This window comes from Paenibacillus sp. FSL M8-0228, assembly GCF_038007385.1.
GTDB lineage: Bacteria > Bacillota > Bacilli > Paenibacillales > Paenibacillaceae > Paenibacillus > Paenibacillus polymyxa_D.
The window spans coordinates 4,503,151-4,523,449 of record NZ_JBBOXA010000001.1; the positions used below are offsets into that span (position 1 = coordinate 4,503,151).

21 protein-coding genes and 1 tRNA gene are annotated in these 20,299 nt (G+C 48.7%); 7 read left to right on the forward strand and 15 right to left on the reverse strand.

The features are described from left to right. Window positions 1-61: 61 nt before the first annotated feature. A tRNA-Arg gene (locus tag MKY98_RS20275) sits at window positions 62-135 on the reverse strand. Between the two features lie 174 nt (window positions 136-309). Between MKY98_RS20275 and MKY98_RS20280 the strand changes: the two genes are divergently transcribed. Further along, window positions 310-603 carry a DUF4870 domain-containing protein gene (locus MKY98_RS20280; RefSeq protein ID WP_016324668.1) on the forward strand — a complete coding sequence of 98 codons (294 nt, stop codon included), beginning with the start codon at window positions 310-312 and terminating at the stop codon, window positions 601-603. Window positions 604-921: 318 nt separating this feature from the next. On the opposite strand, the gene MKY98_RS20285 is transcribed toward MKY98_RS20280, so the two are convergent. After that, complete coding sequence (locus tag MKY98_RS20285; protein ID WP_069011040.1) at window positions 922-1,281, reverse strand: hypothetical protein; 360 nt, start codon at window positions 1,279-1,281, stop codon at window positions 922-924. 163 nt (window positions 1,282-1,444) lie between these two features. On the opposite strand from MKY98_RS20285, the gene asnB reads away from it, so the two are divergent. After that, complete coding sequence (asnB, locus tag MKY98_RS20290) at window positions 1,445-3,289, forward strand: asparagine synthase (glutamine-hydrolyzing) (protein ID WP_029518362.1); 1,845 nt, start codon at window positions 1,445-1,447, stop codon at window positions 3,287-3,289. Between the two features lie 95 nt (window positions 3,290-3,384). Here the strand turns inward: asnB and MKY98_RS20295 are convergent, their stop codons facing one another. The 3 genes from MKY98_RS20295 to MKY98_RS20305 form a co-directional block, all read right to left on the reverse strand. Next, window positions 3,385-4,017, reverse strand: coding sequence for an XTP/dITP diphosphatase (locus MKY98_RS20295; RefSeq protein ID WP_069011039.1), 633 nt, complete (start codon window positions 4,015-4,017; stop codon window positions 3,385-3,387). Next, complete coding sequence (gene rph / locus MKY98_RS20300) at window positions 4,017-4,778, reverse strand: ribonuclease PH (protein ID WP_013311675.1); 762 nt, start codon at window positions 4,776-4,778, stop codon at window positions 4,017-4,019. The genes MKY98_RS20295 and rph overlap by 1 nt, the downstream gene beginning before the upstream one ends. A gap of 275 nt (window positions 4,779-5,053) precedes the next feature. After that, window positions 5,054-6,112, reverse strand: a complete 1,059-nt coding sequence (locus MKY98_RS20305; RefSeq protein WP_069011038.1) for a GerMN domain-containing protein — start codon at window positions 6,110-6,112, stop codon at window positions 5,054-5,056. A 152-nt stretch (window positions 6,113-6,264) separates the two neighbouring features. Between MKY98_RS20305 and MKY98_RS20310 the strand changes: the two genes are divergently transcribed. Together MKY98_RS20310 and MKY98_RS20315 are read left to right on the forward strand one after the other, a co-directional pair. After that, a complete protein-coding gene (locus tag MKY98_RS20310) occupies window positions 6,265-6,822 on the forward strand; it encodes a phosphatidylglycerophosphatase A family protein (protein WP_069011037.1) in 558 nt (185 codons plus the stop codon). A 69-nt stretch (window positions 6,823-6,891) separates the two neighbouring features. After that, complete coding sequence (locus MKY98_RS20315) at window positions 6,892-7,329, forward strand: GNAT family N-acetyltransferase (RefSeq protein WP_069011036.1); 438 nt, start codon at window positions 6,892-6,894, stop codon at window positions 7,327-7,329. A 142-nt stretch (window positions 7,330-7,471) separates the two neighbouring features. Here MKY98_RS20315 and MKY98_RS20320 read toward each other — a convergent pair whose 3' ends face one another. The 5 genes from MKY98_RS20320 to MKY98_RS20340 form a co-directional block, all read right to left on the reverse strand. Next, window positions 7,472-8,263 carry an SDR family NAD(P)-dependent oxidoreductase gene (locus MKY98_RS20320; RefSeq protein WP_069011035.1) on the reverse strand — a complete coding sequence of 264 codons (792 nt, stop codon included), beginning with the start codon at window positions 8,261-8,263 and terminating at the stop codon, window positions 7,472-7,474. Window positions 8,264-8,368: 105 nt separating this feature from the next. Next, window positions 8,369-9,007, reverse strand: a complete 639-nt coding sequence (locus tag MKY98_RS20325) for a TetR/AcrR family transcriptional regulator (protein WP_029518356.1) — start codon at window positions 9,005-9,007, stop codon at window positions 8,369-8,371. Between the two features lie 245 nt (window positions 9,008-9,252). Next, entirely contained in the window at window positions 9,253-9,888 is a 636-nt protein-coding gene (locus MKY98_RS20330) for an NAD(P)-dependent oxidoreductase (RefSeq protein WP_069011034.1), read from the reverse strand. A 75-nt stretch (window positions 9,889-9,963) separates the two neighbouring features. After that, entirely contained in the window at window positions 9,964-10,974 is a 1,011-nt protein-coding gene (locus MKY98_RS20335; protein ID WP_069011033.1) for an MBL fold metallo-hydrolase, read from the reverse strand. Window positions 10,975-10,996: 22 nt separating this feature from the next. Further along, a complete protein-coding gene (locus MKY98_RS20340) occupies window positions 10,997-11,782 on the reverse strand; it encodes a class I SAM-dependent methyltransferase (RefSeq protein ID WP_029518353.1) in 786 nt (261 codons plus the stop codon). A gap of 254 nt (window positions 11,783-12,036) precedes the next feature. On the opposite strand from MKY98_RS20340, the gene MKY98_RS20345 reads away from it, so the two are divergent. Continuing rightward, window positions 12,037-12,915 carry a DUF72 domain-containing protein gene (locus MKY98_RS20345; protein ID WP_069011032.1) on the forward strand — a complete coding sequence of 293 codons (879 nt, stop codon included), beginning with the start codon at window positions 12,037-12,039 and terminating at the stop codon, window positions 12,913-12,915. On the opposite strand, the gene MKY98_RS20350 is transcribed toward MKY98_RS20345, so the two are convergent. Genes MKY98_RS20350 through MKY98_RS20370 form a run of 5 tightly spaced genes read right to left on the reverse strand, consistent with a single transcriptional unit; the run spans window position 12,907 to window position 17,940 of the window. After that, on the reverse strand, window positions 12,907-14,022 hold the full coding sequence (locus tag MKY98_RS20350; protein WP_069011031.1) for a tetratricopeptide repeat-containing glycosyltransferase family 2 protein: 1,116 nt from the start codon (window positions 14,020-14,022) through the stop codon (window positions 12,907-12,909). The genes MKY98_RS20345 and MKY98_RS20350 overlap by 9 nt on opposite strands. Further along, the gene (locus MKY98_RS20355) at window positions 14,019-14,894 is read right to left on the reverse strand and encodes a class I SAM-dependent methyltransferase (protein ID WP_069011030.1); all 876 of its coding nucleotides are present in this window, start codon (window positions 14,892-14,894) and stop codon (window positions 14,019-14,021) included. The genes MKY98_RS20350 and MKY98_RS20355 overlap by 4 nt, the downstream gene beginning before the upstream one ends. Continuing rightward, window positions 14,887-16,230, reverse strand: coding sequence for a nucleotide sugar dehydrogenase (locus tag MKY98_RS20360; protein WP_069011029.1), 1,344 nt, complete (start codon window positions 16,228-16,230; stop codon window positions 14,887-14,889). Before MKY98_RS20360 ends, MKY98_RS20355 begins: the two co-directional genes overlap by 8 nt. A gap of 2 nt (window positions 16,231-16,232) precedes the next feature. Further along, window positions 16,233-17,213, reverse strand: coding sequence for a polysaccharide biosynthesis protein (locus MKY98_RS20365; protein WP_069011028.1), 981 nt, complete (start codon window positions 17,211-17,213; stop codon window positions 16,233-16,235). A gap of 19 nt (window positions 17,214-17,232) precedes the next feature. Further along, on the reverse strand, window positions 17,233-17,940 hold the full coding sequence (locus tag MKY98_RS20370; protein WP_029518347.1) for a glycosyltransferase family A protein: 708 nt from the start codon (window positions 17,938-17,940) through the stop codon (window positions 17,233-17,235). Between the two features lie 215 nt (window positions 17,941-18,155). Here MKY98_RS20370 and MKY98_RS20375 point away from each other — a divergent pair, with 215 nt between their 5' ends. Continuing rightward, window positions 18,156-18,869: a GT-D fold domain-containing glycosyltransferase gene (locus MKY98_RS20375; RefSeq protein WP_069011027.1), complete on the forward strand. Its 714-nt coding sequence runs from the start codon at window positions 18,156-18,158 to the stop codon at window positions 18,867-18,869. A gap of 253 nt (window positions 18,870-19,122) precedes the next feature. Then, window positions 19,123-20,250, forward strand: coding sequence for an SGNH/GDSL hydrolase family protein (locus tag MKY98_RS20380; RefSeq protein ID WP_069011026.1), 1,128 nt, complete (start codon window positions 19,123-19,125; stop codon window positions 20,248-20,250). Window positions 20,251-20,299: the final 49 nt, after the last annotated feature.

A 20,299-nucleotide genomic window follows, 5' to 3' on the forward strand; every position in this document is an offset into this window, starting at 1 on the left:
CGTCTATCATCCCACTAAAACACAAAAAAGCTTCCTACATGAGGAAGCTTTTTTTGCTATACGTCCCAGGAGGGATTCGAACCCCCGACCGACGGCTTAGAAGGCCGTTGCTCTATCCAGCTGAGCTACTGGGACAAGATGGTGATCAATAAAACTTTATGTATTCAGCGCATTGATTATTATATCACATTTCGAGCAACTGTCAAAAGCATTTTTTTCATGATGTAGGGAAGCTGGCTGCAAAGGAATCATTTGGACGCTAACGGGGTATTATGTACAAAGAACCATGCATAAAGGAGGGGTTAATCCGTGAGAGGTCTTTTGTCGTCACTTTGTTATTTCAGCATTTTCTTCGCACCTTTTCTAGTGCCTGTCATTGTGTGGATTGCAGTACGGGACGAATATGTTCAGGGACATGCAAAAAAAGCTATTTTATCGCATATTTTCCCCATTATTGCGGCGATTCCGCTAGTGTATTTTATTATAACGGCGAATCATGCAGGTTCAGTGATCGGGTTTGTACTGCTATTCGTAGTGGTCTATCTCGGGGTTTTTGTGTATAACATCTACAAAGGGATTATGACGCTGCGTGAAGCGGCTTAGTTCAAAAAGAAGCCTCCTACATACCGCAAATTTGGCGGATACGGAGGCTTCTTTAGGGTCATTTTTGATAAGTTGCTGTTGCTATTTGGTTCAATGGCTGCTTATTTATTCCCAAAGCGTTTAGGACTTCTCCGTACTTCATGTCTTACGTTTTTCTCCAGCACTTCTTCCGCGAACTCATTGTTATGAATATAACTGCTGCCTTTATTTTTCTTATAATTCGCTTTGCCGTCTATGATTTCCCCCTCCTTTCACGCTGATCCGGCGATGGCGCCGGGGCCCAAATCAACAAAAGCCGAGGCATAGCACACCATATCCTCATGTCCCGAACTCCTTGGCGAACTCTGTGCTGAGCTGCCCATAGGAGAGCAATTCTTTTTTAAACTTCTCTCGCTCCTCACCAGCAGTAATGTGTGTAGAGTCGGTAAAAGCCTTGTCTGTCACTTCCTCAAATGCCGAATGCAGGTTATTGTCGTACCAATCCAGCTCCAGATCGGCGTCATTGCGGATGATCCGTACCATGTCGTAGTCATGCTGACCATCCGTCTGATCCTTGGCCGTGATATAGACCAGCAGTTCCGGGTCATCCGCGGCACCGGGCCGCACCTCTACCTCAGCGCAGCGCACTCCGTCAAGCTCAGTGAAGCGGCGGATTTTGGCATCCTTGATGTAGTACATGGTCTTCCTCCTTCCTTGCGAGTAGACGGGTTGCCCCATCAGTAGTTTTCGGAACGGACAGACATTTTATGCTTCTTTTCGGCATATATACTGTTGAACTGGGGATTTAGTTTTTGATTCATTCCAACACTGGATGAACACGACAAAGAGAGGATGAACAGACATGTGCGGAATTACAGGTTTCATACAGTGGAACGGAGACTTAATGCATCAATCTGAGCTGCTGCTGAATATGACACAAACGCTCTCCGATCGCGGACCAGATGCTGCGGGTACCTGGATATCCAATCCGTGTGCCTTCGGACACCGAAGACTGAGCGTTATGGACCCGGAAAATGGCGCTCAACCCATGATCCGGCAGCTGGAGGATATCACTTATACGATTGTATATAACGGGGAAATATATAACGCGCCTGAGCTGAAAAAAGAGCTGCAACAGCGCGGGCATTTTTTCCGTACACAATGCGACACGGAGGTGCTGCTCGAATCCTATATCGAATGGGGCCCCGAATGTGTGGATCGGTTAAACGGCATTTTTGCGTTTGCAGTCTGGGATAGTGAGCGGGAGCAGGTATTTCTGGCACGGGATCGGCTGGGAGTGAAGCCGCTATTTTATAGCCAGACCGAAGAAGTATTCGTATTTGGCTCAGAACCCAAAGCACTGCTTCAGCATCCAGCGGTAGAAGCAGCAGTGGACGCCGAGGGATTGGCCGAAATTTTTATCATCGGGCCTGCACGTACCCCCGGACACGGCGTCTATTCGTCTATGAAGGAGCTACGCCCCGGGCATACGCTAACTTACAGCCGCGACGGCGTGCGCATTCAAGCCTACTGGACACTGGAAAGCATTGCGCATGAGGATAACACCGAAGAAACGGCGCTTAAGGTACGAGAACTGTTGCTGGATACGGTGGAGCGGCAGCTCATTTCGGATGTTCCGGTGTGCACCTTATTGTCTGGCGGGTTGGATTCAAGCGCTCTATCCGCATTAGCTGTCGATTATTACAAACGTACCGGGCAGGGACAAGTTCATACGTATTCGGTCGATTATGTGGATAACGACAAGCATTTTAAAGCCCATGCGTTTCAACCAGGAGCCGATGCCCCCTGGATTCAGCGGATGGTGGATGAATTAGGGACAAATCATCACTGGATTGAATTCGATACGCCAGAAGTCGTAGCAGCTCTGAACAACTCCACGCTAACGCGGGATTTACCCGGAATGGCGGACGTGGATTCGTCGCTGTATCTCTTTTGCCGGGAGATTAAAAAAGGGGCTACGGTCGCTATTTCCGGCGAGGCTGCGGATGAAGTTTTTGGCGGATATCCATGGTTCCACCGGGAGGATATGCTGAATTCGGGTACATTCCCGTGGGCAGTTGCACCCGACATGAGAGCCAGTCTGTTGTCTCCCGAAGTGCGGGACTGGATCAAGCCGCTGGAGTATTTGAACGACCGCTACTCCGAAGCGGTAGGAGAAGTGCCGAAGCTACCAGGAGAAACAGGAAAAGCTGCACAAATGCGCGTTATGTCCTATTTGAACATCACCCGCTTTATGCCTACTCTGCTGGACCGCAAGGATCGGATGAGTATGGGAGCCGGACTCGAAGTGCGGGTACCGTATTGCGATCATCGATTGGTGCAATATGTATGGAACATTCCGTGGAGCATTAAGATGACAGGCGGACGTGAAAAAGGTATTTTGCGCAAGGCGCTTGAGGGTGTACTGCCGGATGATGTGCTGTATCGCAAAAAAAGCCCATATCCAAAAACGCATAACCCTTCCTACCTTGAGGCTGTGAAAAAGCAGGCGCTGCAGCTGCTGGATGACTCCTCTTCCCCACTGCTCAAGCTGATTGATGCGCAAAAGGTACGCGATATTGCCGCCTCACCGGAGGCATCCACCAATCTGCCTTGGTTTGGTCAACTGATGTCGGGTCCGCAGTTGTTTGCCTATTTGGCCCAAGTGGATAACTGGTTGCGCACTTACAAGGTTGCGATTCGATAAGCTAAAAATACAAAAAAGGCTATCCGCAACTCATGACTGACGGATAGCCCTTTTTCGTTATGTGAGTGGGGGATAATTTCGCCCCTGTTACCAAGCTATGCCTGTGGATTACCCAGCTTTGTTGCCAAATCCCGCAGAGCTATCCCTCGGTGACTGATAGCCTGCTTTTGTTCCAACGTCAGCTCGGCCATTGTCTTCTCAAACTCTGGCAAATAAAACAGCGGATCATACCCAAACCCGCCGCTGCCGGCGGTTTCAGTAGTAATCCAGCCTTCCACGGAACCTGTCGATTCCAGCGTCTCGCCAGTCTGCGGATTATACAGAATCAAGGTACAGACGAATTGAGCCGGGCTTAGCAAAGGCTGTCCCGTATCATCACCCAGCTGCTTCGATTCCAGAACGTCGAGCAGCTTAATATTGTTTTCGTGATCGCTGGCACCTTCTCCAGCATAACGGGCAGAGTATACCCCCGGTGCACCGTCCAGCAAGTCCACGCAGAGGCCTGAATCATCGGCCAGCACGGGCAATCCGAGCACATCTCCAACCGCTTTAGCCTTTTTCAGTGCATTTTCGGCAAAGGTTTTGCCATCTTCAACGACATCAGGAATGTCGGGATAATCGTACATGCTTCTGACTTCCTTGCCAAACGGCGCAAAAGCATGCGCAAATTCCCGCACTTTTCCTTTATTTTTCGTAGCGACAATGACGACCGGGCCATCCAGCTGCATTAGGCGCCAGCTCCTGTACGTCCAGCACCGATCTTATCAGCAATCGGTCCAAGTACTTCTTTTTGGCGCTCAATCATTTGCAGAATCCCTTGTTCGCCCAAGCTAAGCAGTTGATCCAATTCGTTACGGTCAAATGGGCTTTCTTCACCTGTACCTTGCAGCTCGACATATTTTCCACTGCCAGTCATGACAAGATTCATGTCCACTTTGGCCTTGGAATCCTCTTCATAGTTCAGATCCAGCAACGCTTTTTCACCTACAACCCCTACGCTGACGGAAGCCAGAAAATCGGTAATTGGAAAAACAGGCAGCTTGTGCTGGGTAGCAATTTTATTGACCGCAATCGCCAACGCTACGAAAGAACCGGTAATTGAGGTTGTACGTGTTCCGCCGTCCGCCTGAATGACATCACAATCCAACGTAATCGTCCGTTCACCAAGCGCCTGCAAATTGACCACCGAACGCAATGCTCTTCCAATCAGACGCTGAATTTCCATGGTACGGCCTGTCAGCTTGCCACGCGCAGCTTCACGCTGATTACGGCTATGAGTCGCACGCGGAAGCATGGAATACTCTGCGGTTACCCAGCCTTTTCCTTGTCCCTTCATAAAGGGGGGGACGCGTTCTTCTACAGTAGCCGTGCAAATGACTTTCGTCTCGCCAACCTCTATAAAAACAGAGCCCTCCGCGTATTTATTTACTCCTGCTGTCAATTTCATCGGGCGCAGCTCATCACCGTTTCGTCCGTTAGATCTACTCATGCTTTTTCCTCCTACGTCGTATGCAACCTGTTCTTATATGTTTATTTTACCAAAGTGTGCAGGCAAAAGCACCCCAAGGACGATTCCCGCCCTTAAAGAGGTTGTTCAAAAAGTCGTCTTTCCATGACGAAGCTAATCAAGAAGCGGATTCAACGTCGAATCTTGAATTCAGCCGGGCCTTCCGTTGCTCACGTAGATCTGTCTACGCTCCGCTACTCAGTCCCTAGCTTCATCCAATCTTCTCGGTCCTGAAAAGCCGACTTTTGAACACGCCCTTAAAGAGGGATTTCGTTAATATGCTGCGGCTTGGCTACAGGCTCTCCATAATTTTGATTATTTTGTCCAATCACGCTTTTTTCACCATTCAGTTCAATCCGAATTTTTGTTTTGACTGCATCATCTGAATTGTCTGCCGCTGTCAGCACAACCGATTCCAAAAATTCAGCAGGCACGGCTTCTCCCTTAGCAAACATATCATCCGAGAGCGATACCGTAATGACGTTGTCTTTGGAGCGTTCTACTGATTTCAGTGCCGTCTCTCCTGTCATCACTTCTTGTAACCCATCTTTGGTCTGCGGCCCTTGAATCAATTGATGCAGTGCTGACTGGACACGATCTTTTTCAGGGCTGACCAACCGTGTTACAGGTACATAGTATTGAACTCCAGCAGGAGAAGATGAAGAGAAATACACAGTGACTGGACTAGAATCCAGTGGTGTTACGCCATGACCAATCTCCAAGTTAATACCTACTGCACGTGTCAACGGATGATCCAGCGGTGTGCCGCCAACAGGCATTTCGTTCAGCTTTTTGCCCTCCACCCAGATCTGTACGCTCTCAATATCAGGACGGTCGGTCAGGGTCCAGGTCAAGCTCTCCATTAATTTTCGTTCATCCTGTGGCTTATAGTTGGCGAAAGATTTGTTGAATTCGACAACAGCCAGCTTGTTGTTCTTGTCCACTGTCACACTTTTCACTTCCGTGCCTTGGGGAATTACACCTTTAAATCCCTCTGGCAATAATCCGGCATACGGCCCCCCCTCAACCAGGGCTTCCAGCGCCGACTTGGCATCTGCCTGTACATCCCCTGTAGCCATCGGTAAAGATACCGGGGCCAGCAAACCGTTATGATCTTGCAAAAAAACAGCCCTCAGTTGCCCTGTACTGGCAGGTGCTTTTCCGGTTACAGCCTTAATCATGGACTGCTCTGTCGTGGACGGCGGGGGGTCAATGGATGCCGATTCGTTGCCGAAAAGGCTGCAGCCTGACAACAACAGGGGTAGGGATAGCAGTCCAGCTACAGAGGTCATACGCCATGGGTGTTTTATATTCATAAGTGAAGTTCCTCCCTAACAATTTTGTACAGATTGTACTAATATGTATACAAGCCTCGCGTAAAAAATAACTACTTTTTCAGCAGACTGGACACACTGGTCATAATTGCAGTAGAAATCAGGATCTATACGAGGAGGGTAACTTCAATTTTATGGACAAGAAAAAAGTACCTTACAGCCTGAACAGTAAAAAGGTAGCTGATGCCACCCGCGAGTGGCTGCACAAGCGTGGCGTTAACATGACTGAAATCGCAGAACTGGTCATGCTTTTACAGAAAAAATATTACCCAACCCTAACGATGGAAGAATGTATGGAGAATGTGGACAAGGTACTGATGAAGCGCGAGGTTCAAAATGCCGTGCTCACGGGCATCCAACTGGATATCCTTGCAGAACAGGGCGCTCTTCTTCCCCCATTGCAGGATATGATTGAAAATGATGAGGGATTATACGGGGTGGATGAAATTCTGGCCTTTTCCATTGTAAATGTGTACGGCAGCATTGGATTCACCAATTACGGTTATGTCGATAAACTCAAACCAGGTGTGCTGGAACGCCTGAATGATAAAAGCCTCGGGCCGATCCATACGTTCCTGGACGACATTGTGGGCGCTATCGCAGCTTCGGCCAGCAGCCGTATCGCCCATCGCAAACAGGCAGAGCGTGAGCAGGAGCTTGGGGAAGAAAGCGCACCGAATACAACACGTTAAACAACATGCTAAATAACAAACAACGCGTGGGAATATAACAGATATATAAGGGTTAGAGGAGAACTAGACATGGCAAACATTACTGAAGGGTATGCATTCCGTACGATGCAGGCTAATGATTATGATCAAGCCATTGAGCTGTGGAATGGCTTAGACGGATTGGGATTAAGCGAGGCCGACTCACCGGAGCGAATTGCACGCTTTTTACAACGGAACGAAGGACTTAGCTTTGTCTGTGAGTACAACGGAAACATCATAGGCACGATTTTAGCGGGCCACGATAGTCGCAGGGGGTTTCTGTATCATCTGGGTGTAGCTGCAGCACATCGTGGTCAAGGGATCGCGCCCAGATTGGTGGATAAAGCGTTATCTGCTTTGCTGAGAGAAGGCATTGATAAATGTCATCTGTTTGTGATGGAGCATAACGCAGGGGGTCAACGCTTCTGGTCAGCTAATGGCTGGGAGAAACGGGATGGAATTTTACTATATTCCCGAGGACTAGAATAGGATCTAAGCGCTTGATCTATACAAATAGGAACACCGGGTCTGATTCAAGTCGAGCTATAAACGATCAGACCCGGTGCATAATACTCACAGCTTATTCATTGCCATTCTAACATTTCAAGCTCAGATTACCTTCATTCATAAATTACAATCCATTTTGTGGACGCAGTGCACGTTCTACAATTCCCAGCGCGGATTGACGAGAGAAGAACCGGGACACCTGAGCTACCCAATAGTTTTGGCGACCGGAAATGATGTGACTACGTCCCTTTTCAAATGCTCTCAACGCATTCTTCACAACGGTTTGGGGAGTTTCCCTAATTCCAATTGACGCTTCACTTGCGCCAACAATATCAAAAAACGGCGTTTCTGTTGAGCCTGGACAAAGGGCCAGAACTTTAAGCCCCCGTTTCCGATTTTCGGCCCATAACGCTTCAGTAAAAGAAAGCACAAATGCTTTGGTTGCTCCATATACGGCCATATAAGGATCGGGCTGAAATGCGGCTGTGGAAGAAACATTGATGAGTCCCCCATCCCGCTTACGCAATAAATCAGGCATAAATGCATGTGTGATGTCGACTAAAGCAGCCACATTGAGCATCACTTCCTCATGCTGTCGTTCTCCTGAAACCTGCTCAAAGTATCCATAGGTGGCAAAACCCGCGTTGTTAATCAGGAGATCTACCTTTAGCTGTTGTTTTTGAACCTCCTGATGCAATGTCTGGGATGCTCCGGGTGTGGAAAGATCCAGCGCAATCACTGTTGCTTTTACGTTATATTTAGCTATGAGCTCCTTGGCCAGCGCTTCTAATTTGGTTTCATTCCGAGCTACCAAAATGAGGTCACATTTCTTAGCTGCGAGCGAATAGGCAAATGCCTCGCCAATACCGGATGATGCCCCTGTGATCAGAGCTGTTTTGTTTGCGTACATAAACATGATGATAACCTCCATAGTATCGTTGTTTTATTCTAGAAACATTGTTACCACTACTCTATAATGAACTGAAGTCATCTACTATGACGACCTCAGTACACTTCATTTTTACGATGGGGATGAGGATGTTTTAAATGCTACGAGCGTATTCTTCAGTGTAAATGCATACACCCCTTGAGCCATATCTACATCTGAAAAATGACCTGCAAACTGAAGATGTATGACCCCATGTAAAGCAGACCAAAACATCCGGACAACCAGCAACGGATCATGCTCTTTCAATGCTCCCTGCTCCATAGCGTGTATGACGGTTTGCAGAATTCGTGACAGTGCCGTTGTGGTCCCCTCCAAGCTCTGTTCATCCGGCTTGAAATCAGACAATGCCCCGCCAAACATCATTTTATAATAGGCTGAATGGAGCTGTGCAAATTCCCAGTACGCCCAGCATAGAGCTTCCAGATCAGCGAGTACGCTTTCGGTAACAGGTACTTGCTGAAAGGTTTCAGCCAATAGCCGACATCCATCCAGGTACATCTCATTGGCAAGACCATCCTTACTGCCAAAAATATTGTAAATGATCTTGGTGGAACAGCTTAATTTCTGCGCAACTCGCCGTACGGTCACAGCCTCAGGCCCTTCTTCCACAAGAAGGATGCATGCGGCATCGATGACATTTTTACGTAGCAATTGCTGCTGCTGTTGCTTCACTTCCGAATAGGTTTTATAGGGAGGCGATGGCTCGGACATGATTGAATGCACTTCCTTTTGCTTGAGGATTTTGCAAAATCCTGGCTTATTAAAAACTGTTGCTTGTTGCTACTATAATAAATTAAAGAACTACACAAGACTTTCGGGAAACGGTGTTTCCGTTAAGAATCATAGTATTCTAAGCCTGAGTATTTGTCAAATAAAAAAAGAAACACAATAAGTAGATACACTTACCGTGCTCTGGTTGATTGCTTAAAAATGAAGCTATGTTGGGTGTTCCACGATCAATAGGCAATGCCTACCCGTGTACGGATAAATCCGTAACTCTTGCATTGCCGATAGGTAAAATCAGCCGTATCCGCGGTGGTAATTTGTGAGCCACCTTCAGGCAAAAAATCTTTTTCCACGCGATAAATACCTGTCCGCGCTCCATCCGGTAGATAGGTTGGACATACGATTGTCCAGTCTAGTGCCGATTCACGCAGCAATTCGTACACTCGCCGATGTTCCTGGGCCGCACGAGTGCTGCGTCGTCGGGTATCGTAGGACTCGTAACGATACAGGTCCGGTTCGGTCCGGCTTTGCAAAATTCCTGCCGTTCCTACCGTAATGAGCCGAGAAATGGACTGTTCCTGCATGAGCCGGATCAGCAGGGCTATATTAACGGATAAGGTAGTCGTTCCATCCGTATTCAGCGCACTGATCACAGTCGTCGCCCCACCCTTCAGCGCCTGTGCTACGTCCTCTCCATTAGTGGCATCGCCTTGTACGATTTGCAGCTGATTCCCATATCCAGGTATGTAATCCTCCAACTTGTCCGGTGAACGAACAAGGACCGTAACGGTATGACCGTCCGCTAACGCATAATCTAATATATACCGTCCTACGCGTCCGGTAGCTCCCAGCAGCAGCAAATTCATAAAGTCCTCTTTTCCGGCATGCATGCCGCTTGTCATGTTGTTTCGTTATGTCACTTGTTGGTCAACTTTCCGTGACTATTGACGGCAAAAGGGATAGAAGCGCGTGATTGGGTTCGTCTCGCTCATAGAGGCCCGTTCACGGCGCACCAGCTCCACCAGATGAGCCAGCGTCTCGGACATGGCAAACCTTAGCTGGTGAATACCCAGCTTGCCACCGAACATGGCAATGCACAGCTCATAGGCTGTGCTTCCCTCCGGTTGGATCAGCTGCTGAAATTTCTCCAGTCGTTCTTCATGATGTGCCAGCAACGCTTGCGTCCGCTCCCGAAAATAACCAAACGGATTGCGGTGCCCCGGATATGCCCACGCTACCTCCAGCTTACCTAGACGCTGCAAGCCGTCTACATAAGACTTCAACGGCTGGGCATCACTGCCCGGCAGCAGACTGATATTAGGAGAAATCTGCGGCAAAACTGCGTCACCGCAGAGGATAACACCGCTATTCGGGTCATATAAGGACATATGTCCGGGCGCATGCCCTCCCGTCTCGACGGGCAGCCAACTGCGTCCACCCCATTCCAGACGAGCGTCTATGCCGGTAGGAATAACGGTAATCTCAGGCTGTGGATTCACTTGCAAATAAGCCTGCCGCATATGTAATTCCAAGGCCGGCACTTGCTCCAAAGGAAAACCATGCTGGACAAAAAAGCTGGGAAGCCTGTTCTCCATAGCGACCGTCGATTCTGGAGCGTCCCACATCATCATCGCTTCCTTATGGCTTCGGGCTGACATATGTACACGAGCCTGACTTTGCTGCTGCATCCAGCCCGCCAATCCGTAATGATCGGGGTGATGATGAGTGACCACAATGTCCGAAATATCCCCAAAGGACATTCCCAGCTGGTGGAAGACATGCGCCCATTCTGCCTTGGTGTCCATATTGCGCGGCCCCGGGTCTACAATTGTAAAACCGTGCTCTCCCTTGAGCACATAGCTATTCACCCAGCGCAGCGGAAAGGACATGGATATTTTGACCTGAAAGCCTCCGTCTATTCGCTCACACGGTGTAAGCTCTGGCATTTTCATGGCTTCCACCCGCCTTTCTGTTTCAAGCCCGCACGCCGACAAAAATCATTCGAGGCGAAGCATCTTCAATATATTGATCTTCATTATAGCTTCCGTGTACCTGCTCTACAGATAGTCCGGCTTGCTCTAGCAATCCACGAAACTTCTCATATGGATATAGCTTCACTCGTTCATGATACACGCGCGCAGGTTCTCCCTCAGTAGGAGTCGTGCCCAGAGCAGAGGCTGCCTCAGTGCCCGTAACGGATGCAGCTGACCGAATCGCAATTTGCTTTTTCACAAATCCATCTTCAATGACCCGATGCTCCTCAATCCAATTCCCTTCATCCTCCCGCGACGAATGCGGTACCAAATGAGCGGCTACGTAAGCAGGGTTCAAATAATCTATGATAAAGCGTCCTCCCGGCTTCAACAGCCGATATATTTCCTTTAGCACTTTAAGCTGCTCCTCATCCTGTTCAAAATAACCAAAGGAGGTGAACAAATTCATCACCGCGTCATAGCTTTCATCCAGCGGCACCTCTCTCATATCCCCTTGATGCCAACTTACCCGCCCTTCGGAATCAGCTGCACGAGCCTCTCTCAGCAGCACATTGGAAAGGTCCACACCTGTCACCTGATAACCTGCATCTGCGAGCGCAAGCGAATGACGTCCCATCCCACAGCATAAATCTAATACGCTGGAGCCTTGCGGTAATTTGAGCCAGGAGATCATTTTTTGCACTTCCTGATAGGCTCCCTGAAAGTCGCGATGCTTGTATACCAATAAATAATCTTCCCCAAAGCTTTGCTCGTACCATTCTGCCATATCGTTTCTCCTCCATGAACTCATTTCGCTCTATTACATACTATATTAGCTTTTTCAAACTGGAAACTCAAAAGCATTACGAATAAGGGTTTTGCAAAATCCTGAATAAGGAAACATGTTACAATAACCGTATTTGAGCTTAAATATTCATAGGAACTTCATACCAACTTCATGTGATTCACCCCATTTTATCATTAAAATGATTCATGGGAACGCCTTTAGAAGTTTTCATGAAGGAAAGGAGCGGGGAAGTTATGATTCAAATTGGACTTACGGGTTGGGGCGATCACGATGACTTGTATCCGACGGGTACCAAAGCTAACCAAAAACTAAGTATCTATGGAAGCCATTTTCCGGTAGTAGAAATGGATAGCTCTTTCTATGCGGTGCAGCCCACAGATCGTATGGCACGCTGGGCGGCGGAAACCCCTGACTCTTTTTCATTTCTCGTCAAAGCCTACCAAGGCATGACTGGACATACCCGCGGCAAGCAGCCTTACTTCAAAACAATAGATGCCATGTACGAAGCACTGCATGCATCGATACAGCCTCTTCACGAAGCGGGCAAGCTCAAAGCCGTGCTGTTTCAGTACCCACCCTGGTTCGACTGTACACGTGAGAATGTTGCCATACTGCGAGACACAAAAAATAGGATGGGAGAGGTCCCATCCGTACTTGAATTCAGACATCAAAGCTGGTTCACACCCGATTTTCGGAAACAAACGCTGGCATTCATGCGTGAAGAAGGCTGGATACACAGCGTATGCGACGAGCCGCAGGCAGGACCAGGATCGGTTCCCATTGTGCCGTTGGCTACAGACAGCAATCTGACAATCATACGTCTCCACGGACGGAACATTTCCGGTTGGAATCAAAGCTCTGCACCGAATTGGCGGGAGGTTCGTTATCTGTATCGGTACAATGAACAAGAGTTGACCGAATGGAGAGACAGGTTGCTGGAGCTGGAGCAGCAAAGCCGCGAGGTGTGTGTTATTTTCAACAACAACTCAGGTGGAGACGCCGCTGCTAATGCCAAGCAACTCATGACCATGCTTGGCATGGACCCTAAACCTTTTCCCCCTCGCAAGCCAAACGAAGAGGATAACGGGCCGGAACAGCTTGAACTATTTTGAGGAACGGGCTGAGGGTGAGGAGTTGGAGATAGCCTCCTTGAGCTTGCGTGCATTATCCAGTAAATGCGGGTCGTCAGGTAAATAGCGTAAAGCGGTCTGGTTATGCTCATACGAAGCGTCCAGCTGACCTACATGGGCATAGCAATGGCTGAGCCGCACATGAGGTAACCAGGAGTAGCATGGTAGTGGAACAGGTCGCATACCCGGAAGGTGATGCTGTTGCTCCAATGCCTTTTCGTACCAGTACGCGGCAGTGCTCCATTCGTTTCTTGTGAAAAACCAGTCACCGATCATGCAACACAAATCTGATTGCGGCACACCGTATCGAAAGGAACGTAACAGACGATCCAGCTGTTGCTCCGGCTTCCCAAGGTGAAGATAGCATTCCGCCGACCGCGCACAAGCGGTAATCCGATCCTCACGGTAGCCGCTTGGCTCCTCCAACAGATGGTTGAACGCCTCTACCGCCTCGGCATATTCTTTACGGTCAAAACATTCATTGGCGTGCAAATACAGCAGACGCCCCTCCAGCTTGCCGCTTTCGCTGATCCACCGGGCGAGAATACGTTGGTTACGGAGCGTGTGGTCTTGCATTCGGCGGTGAGTTATTGCCACATCTGAATGAACGATTTGCCCCTGAGGTATCACCAGATCCTCATGCAGACGCCCTTCCCAGCGGTATTGTCGCTCACGCTTCACGAGACGGATACGGCGTGAGGTGAACAACAGTTCACCCTGCTCCCCCTCTGCCAAATGAAGTGGCATCACCACTGCGTCGATATCCTTAGACAAACGCTGCTTCAAGGCACGCAGGCGCTCACGATCCGGCTCCAGCAGCACATCGTCCGCATCCAGCCACATGACGTAGGAACACGTCGCCTTGTCAAATGATTCATTACGGGCGGCTGCAAAATCATCCTTCCATTCAAATGTATATAGCCGATCCGTATAGCGGGCCGCTATCGTATTCGTCTGATCCGTCGACCCTGTGTCCACAATAATGATTTCATCCATCAGGTCTGAGACCGAATCCAGACAGCGGGTAAGTGTGTGCTCCTCGTTCTTTACGATCATGGACAAGCTGATGGTCATTGGATGCTCAGTCATGACTTCACGTCATCCCCTTTACCTTTGGCTGATTCTCCCCTCGTTTTTCCGGTAGACTCGCCATCAGTATATGCACCTCTCCTTTCAGCCTGCGTCTTGTCTAGCTGTTCGACACGTGCATACCTTTCCATCGGCAAAAGTTGTTCCTCCATATACCGGATTCTCTGTACCGCCTTGTCGAGTGCGGCCTTTCGCTGATTCATTTTGCGAACATGCTGCTGCTCCACCAGTCGAAATTGCTCCTCGTCCAGTTTCATCCACTCATTCAGATGCGCTGCCTCTGGTTTGACCTCACGCAGTTCTTTCGACTTCTTGCGGCCTGCAAAGCACAAATATTTGTGATGCACCTCCAACGCTTGTTCATCAAAATAAGGATACAACACACGGGAGAGGCTCCCGGCATAGTAAGTCCGCTTGTGATCATGAAACGGATGGTAACCATAAGGTACAGACAAGACGAGCGTACCCTTTTTATTCAACAAGCGGTAAGCATGAGCCAGCAGGTTGTCGGGATGCGCAAAATGTTCCAAAATCTCCCCTAAAATAATGGTGTCAAATCCACCGGGAGGACGCTCAAATTGTGAAATGTCCTTTAACTGAAAGTGGACTCGTCCCCGGATGGGTGCGGATTCCTGACGAAGTTCTTTTTTTGCATAAGAAATGCTGCCCTCTTCCAAATCAATTGCCGTTACCTCAAAGCCTTCCCGCCCGAGCAAAATAGCCGTTATGCCCTGACTGCACCCAACATCCAACACCGTATGACCCTGTACATGGCGACAAATCCAGTGAATTCTATTGCGGGTGGCTTCATGAGATTCCTCCGAATTAATCTGCCCGTAATAACGTTCGTTTACCTGATCACGGTTAGCCAACAGCGGCGCCCCCTCCGGGATGCCCCAAGATCACGACATGTCCACCTGTGCAATGTGCAGTCGCATTACGTGTATCGAAGACCAGCGGGGCATGGTCGACCAACTGTTGGTAGTTCACCACAGAATGGTCTGTCGTAATGACTACGATATCTGCACTTTCCCATAGCTGGGCATTTGCCGTCCGAGATGGGATTTCTTCACCGTTCAGCTTAAAACTCGATACATACGGGTCGGTGAAGCTAACCGAAGCACCCATTTTAGTTAAATGCTCGAACAGGACAAGAGCCGGGGATTCGCGAACATCATCAATATCCTTTTTGTAGGCCACACCTGCCAGAATGATGTTGGCCTTGTTTATGGCTTTATCTTTCTGAGCAAGCATAGCTTCAATTCGCTCCGTAATATACAGCGGCATACGCCGATTCATGCGATCTGCCAAGTCCACGAATTCCAATGGAAAACCATGCTGCTCGGATTTCCATGACAAGTATAGCGGATCAACCGGGATACAGTGCCCCCCGATGCCAGGTCCCGGATAAAAAGGCATATAGCCGAATGGCTTGGTGGCCGCTGCATCCAGTACCTCCCATATATTGATGCCAATTTTCTCACAGGCGGCTGTCAACTCATTGACCATTCCAATGTTGACGCTGCGGAACGTATTCTCGAATAGCTTGGCGGCTTCCGCCACGGTCGTCGAGCTTACCGGAACAATCTGGTCCAAAAAGGACCCATAAAACCCTGCTCCCACTGCCAGACAATCCGGCGTGCAACCGCCGATCACCTTGGGTGTGTTGCGAATGTTAAAATGAACGCTACCCGGATCCACACGTTCCGGCGAGAAGCACACATAGAAATCCTTACCTACCGTCCAGCCCCTGCGCTGCTCTATCACCGGTCGAATCAGTTCCTCGGTCGTTCCCGGATAGGTGGTGCTTTCCAGAATCAACAGTGTTTGTCTACGCAAATGAGGTATAGCCTGATCAATAGCCGTTTCAATATAGGACGTATCCGGCTGGTGTCCGTCCGTCAGCGGCGTAGGCACGCAGATCACGACGATATCCGCTTGCTCCAGTACCTTGATATCCGTAACCGGATGCAATTGCTGTCCAATCAGACCTTCCAATGCATCATCACCAATGTCTATGATGTACGACTTTCCTTGAAGCAGCTTGGCTACTTTGACGGGATCGGAATCCACACCATATACATCATAACCAGCCTTTGCCATTTCCACTGCCATGGGCAGCCCTACATAACCGAGGCCGATTACCGCAACCTTTATAGTTCCTTTGGTTATTTTTTCCATAAGCTGCAAAATACCCACCTCTTTCATCATTACTCCATGCCTCGCAGTAGCTCAGCAATTCCAGCGCGATCCATTAACTCATCGTCCGAGCGATATTGATTGAAGCTCACTCGTTCCAATCCACCGTATTGGCTCAGTAAGCGCTTGTCTGCTTGCTGGGGAAGAATAACAAAATAGCGATCATCATAGCGATACGTATGCGGCACCTCATAGGGCGAAATCAGCACCTCATGCAGCTTTTCCCCACCACGTATACCAATCTCCTTTACTTTCAACGCAGGCTGCCCCGCCTGTTCTTTCATCACTTCTGCTAGATCTGCAATATTGCAGCCCTTCATTTTCATCACTAGCGTCTCTCCCCCAACCGCCGTGACAGAAGCCTTCAGCAGCAAACCAATCGCCTCTCCGAGCGTGAGGAAAAAGCGTGTCATATCTGGGCTCGTCAGCGTTAAATCCTGCCCATCCGCGATCTGGCGCTTGAACAGGGGCACGACACTTCCACTCGTCCCCAACACGTTGCCGCCGCGTATACACACAAAGCGAGTACGCTCACTTAAAGTGTTGGCGCGGATCATCAGTCTTTCACCTATCGCCTTCGTCATGCCATATACATTCACCGGATCTACTGCCTTGTCTGTAGAGACATCAATTACCTTGGCGACTCCCTGCTCAATGCTGGCCCGGATCACGTTTTCCGTACCGTGTACGTTCGTCTTGAAAGCCTCTTCCGGCTGTCTCTCACACACAGGGACATGCTTTAATGCCGCCAAATGGAATACATAGTCCACTCCGCGACATGCCTCCTGCAATGCCTGAAGATCTCGAATATCTCCAATCATGAAATTCAGGCGAGGATCCGATAGAAATTGCCGCTGCATGGCAATCTGTGCAAATTCACCGCGTGAGAAAATACGAATCTCCGCCGGGTCCTCCTTCAGCAATTCAGCGGTTAGGCGTTGCCCCCAAGATCCCGTTCCTCCGGTCACCAGCAGTTTTTTTCCTTTGAACAATATAATCTCCTCCTGACCGTTACGAATTGGCAATGCCTGTTCCCAGAAATTCTGCCAGCACAGCATTCATTTCATTCTCTGACAGCCGATCCTTCGCCGGCACTTTTTTCACCGAAGTATTGGCAGCATGAATGACGTTCACATAGTTGCGAAGTGGAATGATCTCATGCGGCAGCTCCGTTACATATCCGTGCGTACCCTTTCCAGGAATGACCACACGGTAATCATTCAGAAAATCTTCCACTTGATAGCGAAACACATAAAAAGAAGGCGAACGGTGAAACACCGGTGCCATCTGCCCCTCAACCGCATCCCACAGGTAACCCATCTGGTTCACCAGCGCAACCGTCTCCGATTGAAACTTGTAATCATGCAACTGTTGTACAAAGGACTGGTGATACAAATCGTCGGAATCTATTCGAGCAATGAGCAGTTCGTCCGCACCTTCGATGTACGCATGGATACGACGTTTACTTTCGATGCTCGTACCAAAACGGATGTGGTCGGGAATGGGCTCATGTCGGGCCAGCTCCTCTTCCACGATGTCACTGCATCCGCCCGCCAGCTTGACGACAGATAGGAAATCCGCATTTGTCTGACTGAGTAAACTACGCAGCGTAAAGGTTCTGAATATATCCAGTCGCTCGCTGATCCACTCACGTGTCAGGCGGTTGGGATTCATCCCATAGTTATTAAAATTAATTTCAATTACAACCTTGCGATTCATTGATCTTCCTCCCTTTCAACCGTCTTCTCTCAAGTTATGAAGACGCTCCTGAAACGGCACGTACAGATACAACGAATCTTGTAAAAATAGGTAGAATCCAAAAAGAATAGCCGTTCATACAAAAACCTTTTCGCTTTCGACATATGATAGAATACAAAGTTTTTTACTCCATCTGAAAAGTTGAACAAGCAGGAACGACAGGGAGGAAACATGATATGACGAATCCAAAGTATCTGGAGATGGACGAGGTACTGAAGCGTTTGAAGCTAGCACTCGATCAGCACCAGTCCTTTTCGCTCATTCGTATTGGAGATGGTGAAAATTTGGTGTTGGCGCAGGATACCGTCTGGCCGATGGAAAAGGTGTTACAGGAACGTTGGGCGGTCAAAGCCAATCTCGGTCAAAAGGGACTGTTTCTACCAAATACGGAGCTACGGGACGCGGTGGCTGAGGCAGTGAGCAAAGCCAGCATTACTGGCATTTTGCCATATGATGACGAATCTATTAAAGCACCATCCTATATGAAGCGGGAGCTGACCGATCAGGTCTTTGCTCACTATGCTCTTTCCCCCCCGCTGACCTGCCACGCCTGCCTGAATCGGTATTTGGCTGGGACACCCGCTTTCTGGGACATGCTGAAAAATCGACGCATTCTGCTGGTCACCCGGACGGCCGCTGAAGTAAAGCCTGTTCTTGAGGCTGATCCGTACAAGCTGCATATCGCGCACACGCTGGCATTTCATCAATATGAACAAATGCCTGAAACACTCCAATGGATCGCAGCACACAAAGATGACTTTGACATTGCGCTGTTCTCTTGTGGTGTCAATGCAGTCGTGTTAGCACAAAAAACAGCAGAACTCACTGGCAAAGTAGGTATAGACTTCGGCAAGGCGATTAATATCGTCATGTTCGGCAAAGCTAATTAATAGATAAAATAATATTTGTGAAAAAATATACTTAGCAAAAATCCTTGCTCCGTATATCAAAAAGCACCAGCAAATTTCAATTGGCTGGTGCTTTTTGATACCATATGTAGTTCTAAAGCGTGATCAAAAAGGATAATCCATATAAAGCTTTGAGCCCTTGCTTGTTTAGAAATAGAATTTGAGATTTCCTGTAACTTCTTTTACAATATTACAGAAACTAGCATTCATTAAAAACCATAAGGAGGGTGTTGAAATGTCACATAACAAGAGATTGAAGACATACCCACTTGCAAAAGCAAAGCATATAAAGGTTCATGGTCGAACTACGCAAACACGTACACCGCTTACTCTATTTTGGACAGGAAGTGGCATTGAATTGAATATCAAAGGCTCAGAGCTGTGGATTGAAATTGAGGCCGATTACCAGGTGTATGAGCCCTGGATCAGTATTGTCATCAATGGTGTCCCGATGAGTCGCCTGATGGTGACTGCAGGACGGCATTGGATCTGTCTTTTGAGAGGGTTAAACCCTGATACAGTCAAAAATGTCCGTGTGGTCAAGGATGTCCAGCCTATGAGTTCGGACCCGCACTGCTTGTTGCAAATTCATGCCCTGAAGGTTGACGGAGAATTGCTACCGGTCACTGATAAGCCCCTCAAGGTGGAATTTATCGGTGACAGCATTACCTCGGGAGAAGGAACGATTGGAGCGAAGGACGAGACAGACTGGGTTCCCATGCTGTTCACAGCACTACGCAATTATACAGCCATAACAGCCGAAGCACTAAATGCGGACTACCGAGTGTTTTCACAAAGCGGCTGGGGTGTCCTAACGGGCTGGGATAATAATCCCGATACGAACATACCGGCATATTATGAACAGATATGTGGTGTGCTGACCGGTGAGAGAAATGAAGCATTAGGGGCATTTTCAGATCATGATTTTACCTCATGGCAGCCGGACGTGGTCGTAGTGAATTTGGGGACTAATGACGGGGGAGCCTTTTATTCTCCTGCATGGACGGACCCAGCAAGCGGTAAAGTGTACAAGCAACGCTTGAACGAGGACGGCACATTCAATGAAGAAGATTTACAAGCTTTTGAAAGCGCTATCGAATGTTTTCTTGTCAAGCTTCGGAATTGCAATCCTGCGGCTCATATTGTATGGGCCTATGGGATGCTGGGTACTCCTATGATGCCCTCAATCTACCGAGCAGTAGATGCATACAAGAAAAGAACGAGGGATGGGAATGTGTCTGTATTCCAACTGCCTAACACGACGGAAGAAACGATAGGGTCTCGCAGCCATCCCGGGCTCCCCGCCCATACCAAAGCGGCAGATGAGTTGACAGTGTATTTGCGAGAGATTCTTAAGAAATAGAATCCGAGAAGCACGATCAACTTTGTAGAACACGCTCATAAAGGAAATT

What these genes read in the sequence shown, in the direction of transcription:
- MKY98_RS20345 (WP_069011032.1), top strand. Translation starts at nt 12,037, where the DNA reads ATGATTCAAATTGGACTTACGGGTTGGGGCGATCACGATGACTTGTAT.
- MKY98_RS20380 (WP_069011026.1), top strand. Translation starts at nt 19,123, where the DNA reads ATGTCACATAACAAGAGATTGAAGACATACCCACTTGCAAAAGCAAAG.
- rph (WP_013311675.1), bottom strand. Translation starts at nt 4,778, where the DNA reads ATGAGTAGATCTAACGGACGAAACGGTGATGAGCTGCGCCCGATGAAA.
- MKY98_RS20350 (WP_069011031.1), bottom strand. Translation starts at nt 14,022, where the DNA reads ATGACTGAGCATCCAATGACCATCAGCTTGTCCATGATCGTAAAGAAC.
- MKY98_RS20285 (WP_069011040.1), bottom strand. Translation starts at nt 1,281, where the DNA reads ATGTACTACATCAAGGATGCCAAAATCCGCCGCTTCACTGAGCTTGAC.
- MKY98_RS20375 (WP_069011027.1), top strand. Translation starts at nt 18,156, where the DNA reads ATGACGAATCCAAAGTATCTGGAGATGGACGAGGTACTGAAGCGTTTG.
- asnB (WP_029518362.1), top strand. Translation starts at nt 1,445, where the DNA reads ATGTGCGGAATTACAGGTTTCATACAGTGGAACGGAGACTTAATGCAT.
- MKY98_RS20340 (WP_029518353.1), bottom strand. Translation starts at nt 11,782, where the DNA reads ATGGCAGAATGGTACGAGCAAAGCTTTGGGGAAGATTATTTATTGGTA.
- MKY98_RS20320 (WP_069011035.1), bottom strand. Translation starts at nt 8,263, where the DNA reads ATGTTTATGTACGCAAACAAAACAGCTCTGATCACAGGGGCATCATCC.
- MKY98_RS20305 (WP_069011038.1), bottom strand. Translation starts at nt 6,112, where the DNA reads ATGAATATAAAACACCCATGGCGTATGACCTCTGTAGCTGGACTGCTA.
- MKY98_RS20330 (WP_069011034.1), bottom strand. Translation starts at nt 9,888, where the DNA reads ATGAATTTGCTGCTGCTGGGAGCTACCGGACGCGTAGGACGGTATATA.
- MKY98_RS20315 (WP_069011036.1), top strand. Translation starts at nt 6,892, where the DNA reads ATGGCAAACATTACTGAAGGGTATGCATTCCGTACGATGCAGGCTAAT.
- MKY98_RS20335 (WP_069011033.1), bottom strand. Translation starts at nt 10,974, where the DNA reads ATGAAAATGCCAGAGCTTACACCGTGTGAGCGAATAGACGGAGGCTTT.
- MKY98_RS20310 (WP_069011037.1), top strand. Translation starts at nt 6,265, where the DNA reads ATGGACAAGAAAAAAGTACCTTACAGCCTGAACAGTAAAAAGGTAGCT.
- MKY98_RS20370 (WP_029518347.1), bottom strand. Translation starts at nt 17,940, where the DNA reads ATGAATCGCAAGGTTGTAATTGAAATTAATTTTAATAACTATGGGATG.
- MKY98_RS20360 (WP_069011029.1), bottom strand. Translation starts at nt 16,230, where the DNA reads ATGAAAGAGGTGGGTATTTTGCAGCTTATGGAAAAAATAACCAAAGGA.
- MKY98_RS20295 (WP_069011039.1), bottom strand. Translation starts at nt 4,017, where the DNA reads ATGCAGCTGGATGGCCCGGTCGTCATTGTCGCTACGAAAAATAAAGGA.
- MKY98_RS20325 (WP_029518356.1), bottom strand. Translation starts at nt 9,007, where the DNA reads ATGTCCGAGCCATCGCCTCCCTATAAAACCTATTCGGAAGTGAAGCAA.